Origin of the sequence: Streptomyces europaeiscabiei (genome assembly GCF_001550375.1) — a bacterium.
GTDB classification, from domain to species: domain Bacteria; phylum Actinomycetota; class Actinomycetes; order Streptomycetales; family Streptomycetaceae; genus Streptomyces; species Streptomyces europaeiscabiei.
Genome location: NZ_LRTR01000124.1, coordinates 1 through 5249, shown reverse-complemented (window position 1 = coordinate 5249; position 5249 = coordinate 1). Strand labels below are relative to the sequence as shown.

General features: G+C 71.7%; 9 protein-coding genes. 6 read left to right on the top strand and 3 right to left on the bottom strand.

The window, feature by feature from the left end; all coding sequences use genetic code 11:
- Together AWZ10_RS05640 and AWZ10_RS05635 are read left to right on the top strand one after the other, a co-directional pair.
- Positions 1–322, top strand: a 322-nt coding sequence (locus AWZ10_RS05640; protein WP_279616613.1) for an NADH-ubiquinone oxidoreductase-F iron-sulfur binding region domain-containing protein, incomplete at its 5' end; no start/stop codon positions are given.
- 4 nt (positions 323–326) lie between these two features.
- Positions 327–539, top strand: coding sequence for a ferredoxin (locus AWZ10_RS05635; RefSeq protein ID WP_046706852.1), 213 nt, complete (start codon positions 327–329; stop codon positions 537–539).
- A gap of 67 nt (positions 540–606) precedes the next feature.
- On the opposite strand, the gene AWZ10_RS05630 is transcribed toward AWZ10_RS05635, so the two are convergent.
- Genes AWZ10_RS05630 through AWZ10_RS05620 form a run of 3 tightly spaced genes read right to left on the bottom strand, consistent with a single transcriptional unit; the run spans position 607 to position 2583 of the window.
- Positions 607–1539 (bottom strand): aminoglycoside phosphotransferase family protein, encoded by a 933-nt coding sequence (locus AWZ10_RS05630; protein WP_046706851.1) that lies wholly within the window; start codon positions 1537–1539, stop codon positions 607–609.
- 28 nt (positions 1540–1567) lie between these two features.
- The gene (locus AWZ10_RS05625) at positions 1568–2023 is read right to left on the bottom strand and encodes a ferritin-like domain-containing protein (protein ID WP_046706850.1); all 456 of its coding nucleotides are present in this window, start codon (positions 2021–2023) and stop codon (positions 1568–1570) included.
- On the bottom strand, positions 2020–2583 hold the full coding sequence (locus tag AWZ10_RS05620; RefSeq protein WP_408995977.1) for a hypothetical protein: 564 nt from the start codon (positions 2581–2583) through the stop codon (positions 2020–2022). The genes AWZ10_RS05625 and AWZ10_RS05620 overlap by 4 nt, the downstream gene beginning before the upstream one ends.
- Before the next feature lie 288 nt (positions 2584–2871).
- Here AWZ10_RS05620 and rimP point away from each other — a divergent pair, with 288 nt between their 5' ends.
- The 4 genes from rimP to AWZ10_RS05605 form a co-directional block, all read left to right on the top strand.
- Positions 2872–3381: a ribosome maturation factor RimP gene (gene rimP / locus AWZ10_RS05615; protein WP_046706848.1), complete on the top strand. Its 510-nt coding sequence runs from the start codon at positions 2872–2874 to the stop codon at positions 3379–3381.
- A 2-nt stretch (positions 3382–3383) separates the two neighbouring features.
- Entirely contained in the window at positions 3384–4370 is a 987-nt protein-coding gene (gene nusA / locus AWZ10_RS05610) for a transcription termination factor NusA (RefSeq protein ID WP_037696211.1), read from the top strand.
- 148 nt (positions 4371–4518) lie between these two features.
- Positions 4519–4833, top strand: coding sequence for a YlxR family protein (locus AWZ10_RS47285; RefSeq protein WP_107417386.1), 315 nt, complete (start codon positions 4519–4521; stop codon positions 4831–4833).
- Positions 4834–4979: 146 nt separating this feature from the next.
- Positions 4980–5249 (top strand): translation initiation factor IF-2 N-terminal domain-containing protein (locus AWZ10_RS05605; protein ID WP_159058215.1); only part of this gene is annotated, 270 nt, incomplete at its 3' end.

Below are 5249 nucleotides of genomic sequence, written 5' to 3'. Positions count from 1 at the left end.
CGCCGAGACCGCCCGGGTCCTGCGCCACCTCGCCCTGGAGTCCGCCGGTCAGTGCGGCCCCTGCCTCAACGGCCTGCCCCGCATCGCCGCCGCCTTCCGGACCCTGGCCACCCCCGGCCCGCAGGGCACCGCCCGCGACGACATCGCCCGCTGGGCCGGCCTGGTGGAGGGCCGAGGCGTCTGCCACCACCCCGACGGCACCGTCCGCCTGGTCCGCAGCGCGTTGACCACCTTCGCCCCGGAACTCGACGCCCACGCCCACGGCCACTGCACGGCCACCGACCACACGCCCGTCCTGCCCGTCCCCGAGAACCGGAGCTGACACCATGACCGCCCCCACGGCCCCGACCCTCGACGTCGACTGGACCGCCTGCCGGGCCCATGGCCTCTGCGCGGAGCTCCTCCCCGGCCACGTGACCCCGGACGAATGGGGCTACCCGCTGTTCGAGAAGGGGCCGGTCCCCGGAGCGGCTCTGAAACGAGCGAAGCGAGCAGCGGCCGACTGCCCCGTCCTGGCCTTGAAACTGGGGGCTCACTGAGGGGCGGGGGGAACTGCCCGAACAGCAACACGACCCGCGGCTTCGAGCGGTCCGGCTCCCGGCGGAGCTAGAGCCACCCGGCGAACTCCAGCAACAACTCCGCATCCCGAGGCCGCCCCACCCGCCGAGCCCGAACCCCCGACTCCACGGCCCGGAACAACGTCCACCCCCGCAACCGCTCCTGATCCACATCCAACGACTCGGCCAGCTTCTTCACCCGCCGCCGAGTGATCGCCGCCCCCGACGGCGACGCGATCAGATCCTCCACCCGGTCCCGCACCAGCCGAGCCAGATCGAAGGCACACTCACCCACCACCGGATCCGGCCCCACGGCCAGCCAGGGCAACCGCTCCCCGCCCAGCACCTTGCTCTGCCGGAACGTCCCGTGCAGCAACCGTTCCTCGGGCGGGGCGGCCAGCAGCTCCTCCCGCGCGGCGAGGGCCGAGTCGACCAGCGCCCGCACTTCGGCGTCCCCGGCGGAGCCGAACCGCATCAGCTCGGCCTGCCGCTCCGTCCGCCCGGCCACGGTCTCGAAGACATGTGCCCCGGGCGGCTCGACCCACAGCCGCCGCAAGGTCGCCGCGGCCTCCAGCAGAGCCTTCGCCTCGGGCAGCGACCGCACCGACAGATCGGGATGCAGCCGCTCCAGCAGCAGGACGCCGGAGCTGTCCCCGGGGTTGAGCATCTGCACCGCGCCCCGCCCGTCCCAGTGCGCGAGGGCCGCCCGCTCACTCTCCGGCCGGGCCCGCTCGGGCGCCAGCTTGAGCACGGCGGGGGTGTCGTCGACCAGCCGTACGAGGAGCACCAGACTGCTGCGGCCGCCGGGCGCCTGTACCCGCTCGACGGTCAACTCGCGTAGATCGACGGCCTGTTGCAGCAGCTCGGGGAGCGTTTCCAGCCATGCGCCGATCCCGTCACCGCCGTCCGGCCGCCGGGTCTCGGCGAGCGCTCGCACCAGCCGCTGCGGCGGTTCGAAGTCCTCGAAAGCCATGCGAGCCATGTGCGAGTCGTTCCCTTCCGGACCGTGATCAGGTGTGCGGTGTCGCCGAGGGGCCGGCGGCGGCCGTGCGCTCGGAGAGACCAGGGAAGGCTACGCTTCCGCCCCGCCACCGCACCGCCCGCACCGCCGCTTCCCGCAGTGCCTCGGCGGCCGTGCCCCGCCGGTCGCCCTCGGATGCCCGGACGAGATCGGAGTACACGCCGGCCACCCGCTCCTCCAGCTCGGCGGCGAGCCGTACGGCGGAGTCGGAATCGGTCACCTGGAAGGGCAGCGTGTATCCGGCCGCCGCCGCGGCGGGTCTGCCGCCCAGGTCCCGCACGGCCCGGGTGAGCGCGTCCCGGCGGGCCCGGTGCGCGTCGTACGCCTCCCGCGCCTCGCGCTGCCGCGTCTCGCCGATCTTCCCGCCGACGACGCCGTACCCGTACACGGCGGCGTGCTCGGCCCCGAGCGCCGCCTGTACCGCCTTCAGCTCCCCGCTGCTCACTTCGTACCCTCCGTCAACACGTACGCGTGCCCGGCTCCCGCCGCGGCCACCGAAGCCATCAGCCGGGCCACCTCACCCGGCACCTCCAGCAACGCCTTGGCCCGCCGGTCCGCGAGACTCCGCTCGGCGGCGGCCAACTCGGCGAGGGCCGCCTCGGGGTCCTCGGGCACGGGGGAGGAGGAAGGGGAGGGAGACGCCGACGCGGAGGCCGAACCGGACGGAGAAGCGGACGCCTCACCCGCACCCGTCTCACCGGCGCCCGCCTTCTTCGCGCTCCCGAACGCCCGGGCATGCCGTACGACCTCCGCCCGCAGCGGCGTCAGCAGCGCGGTCTGGTCCGGATGCGCGGCGATCACGGCGTCGTACCGCCCCACGAGCGCCTCACTGTCCCGGGCCACGCGCGCGCGGGCCCGCTCCACGACCGACGGACCGCTCCCGGCGGCATCCGATCCCTCACCCCCGGACGAGCACCCCGCGAGCAGGCCCACACCGGCGGCCCCGACGAGCAAACTCCTTCTGCGCGGCCCCGAAAGGGCACGCGACGACAGGCTGAACGACACAGCAGACGTCCTAGGGAGGTCGTACGAACAAAGAAGCGGTGTGATCACCGTACCCGTGAAAGGCCCCGCGCCCCGATAAGGGCGCGAGGCGTATCGACACGCGGCTCCGCCGTGTGGGTGCGACGAGCCCCCATGCGGCCGCGGCCACCCGAATACCGGCGCCCCCGAGCTGCTGGGCACCCCCACGCACAGGCGCCGCATGGACGGCAACACCCCAGCGGAGCGGCTACCCTTTGACCTGACACGCGCCCTACCCACAACAGCACACGCGGCCGAGGAGTCACCCGGATGAGCACCACCCAGAGCGAGAGGCTGCGAGAACTGCTGGAACCGCTCGTACGCTCCCAGGGCCTGGATCTCGAAGAGATCGCAGTGGACTCGGTCGGACGCAAGCGGGTGCTGCGCGTGGTCGTCGACTCCGACGAGGGCGCGGATCTGGACGCGGTCGCCGAGGTCAGCCGCGCGCTCTCGGCCAAGCTGGACGAGACGGACGCGATGGGCCAGGCGGAGTACACGCTGGAAGTCGGGACGCCGGGCGCCGAGCGCGCCCTCACCGAGCACCGGCACTACCGCCGCGCCGTAGACCGTCTGGTGAAGTTCACGCTCCGCGAGGACGGGGAACTGATCGCCAGAATCCTGACCGTGGACGACGACGGCCTCGACCTCGAAGTGCCCGGTGTGAAGGGCCGCAAGGCCACCGCCCGCCGGCTCGCCTTCGACGAGATCGACAAGGCCCGCGTCCAGGTCGAGTTCAACCGCAAGGACAAGAAGGACATGACGGAAGAAGAGGAGGCGTAGCCGTGGACATCGACATGAGTGCCCTGCGGGGCTTGGTGCGGGAGAAGGAGATCTCCTTCGACCTGCTGGTCGAGGCGATCGAGGCGGCCCTCCTCATCGCCTACCACCGCACCGAGGGAAGCCGCCGTCACGCGCGCGTGGAGCTCAACCGGGAGACCGGCCATGTGACCGTGTGGGCGAAGGAGGACCCCGAGGACCTGGAGGAGGGGCAGGAGCCACGCCCGTTCGACGACACCCCGTCGGACTTCGGGCGCATCGCCGCCACCACCGCCAAGCAGGTGATCCTGCAGCGGCTGCGGGACGCGGAGGACGACGCGACGCTCGGCGAGTACGCGGGGCGCGAGGGCGACATCGTCACCGGTGTGGTCCAGCAGGGCCGCGACCCGAAGAACGTGCTCGTCGACATCGGCAAGCTGGAGGCCATCCTGCCGGTGCAGGAACAGGTCCCGGGCGAGGCGTACCAGCACGGCATGCGGCTCCGCTCGTACGTCGTACGCGTGGCGAAGGGTGTCCGCGGTCCCTCCGTGACGCTCTCGCGCACACACCCCAGTCTGGTGAAGAAGCTCTTCGCGCTGGAGGTGCCGGAGATCGCCGACGGGTCCGTCGAGATCGCCGCCATCGCGCGTGAGGCGGGTCACCGCACGAAGATCGCCGTCCGCTCCACCCGCAGCGGCCTGAACGCCAAGGGCGCCTGCATCGGCCCGATGGGCGGCCGGGTGCGCAATGTCATGGGCGAGCTGAACGGCGAGAAGATCGACATCGTCGACTGGTCGGACGACCCGGCGGAGATGGTGGCGAACGCGCTCTCCCCGGCCCGGGTCTCCAAGGTCGAGGTGGTGGACCTCGCGGCCCGCTCCGCGCGCGTGACGGTGCCCGACTACCAGCTGTCGCTGGCGATCGGCAAGGAGGGCCAGAACGCCCGCCTCGCCGCCCGCCTCACCGGCTGGCGGATCGACATCCGCCCGGACACCGAGCAGCCGGCGGAGTAACCACTCGATCGGACGTCCGACTGGGCCGTCCGGGTGCTTCCCGGGGGCCGGGGAATAGATCCAAGCCGCAGGTGGCTTAGATCACGACAACAACCGTTCGATTTTTGCCCCGAAGGGGTGAGGTCGGTGCGGGGAGGTAGACTTAGCAGTGTCTGGCCGGACGCACGCCCGCGCATGCCCTCAACGCACCTGTGTGGGGTGCAGGCAGCGATCGGCCAAGACCGAACTGCTGCGGGTCGTGGCGACCGAGGGCGAATGCGTCCCCGATCCTCGCGGTACGCTGCCCGGCCGGGGTGCGTACGTTCACCCCGCCCAGGTCTGTCTTGACTTGGGTGTACGCCGCCGGGCGTTCACGCGGGCGCTGCGTGCCCCGGGAGCGCTCGACACAAAGGCGTTGCGCCGATACGTGGAGCAGACAACAGTTGCCGAGCAGGTGACGGTCGCTGAGCAGGCAACACCGTAAGACGTGTCGTACGGAACCTCCGTGCGGCCCGGTATTCCGCGAGTTGGAAGTAGGTCGAGATTGCGATGAGCACTCGATGAGCACGCGATGAGTACGCCCATGAAGTAGCGACGGTCCGGACGCACCCGGACCTAAAAAGGAGCGAAGTGGCTAAGGTCCGGGTATACGAACTCGCCAAGGAGTTCGGGGTTGAGAGCAAGGTCGTCATGGCCAAGCTCCAGGAACTCGGTGAATTCGTCCGTTCGGCGTCCTCGACGATCGAGGCGCCCGTTGTACGCAAACTGACCGATGCCCTCCAGCAGGGCAACGGCGGCGGCAAGCCCGCCCCCCGCAAGTCCGCCCCGGCTCGTCCGGCGGCACCCTCTCCCGCGCAGGCCGCACGTCCGGCCGCCCCGCGCCCGGGTCCGGCAGCACCG

Excerpts from the sequence above, each read along its gene's own strand:
- AWZ10_RS05635 (WP_046706852.1), top strand. The coding sequence starts at position 327 with ATGACCGCCCCCACGGCCCCGACCCTCGACGTCGACTGGACCGCCTGC.
- AWZ10_RS05630 (WP_046706851.1), bottom strand. The coding sequence starts at position 1,539 with ATGGCTCGCATGGCTTTCGAGGACTTCGAACCGCCGCAGCGGCTGGTG.
- rimP (WP_046706848.1), top strand. The coding sequence starts at position 2,872 with ATGAGCACCACCCAGAGCGAGAGGCTGCGAGAACTGCTGGAACCGCTC.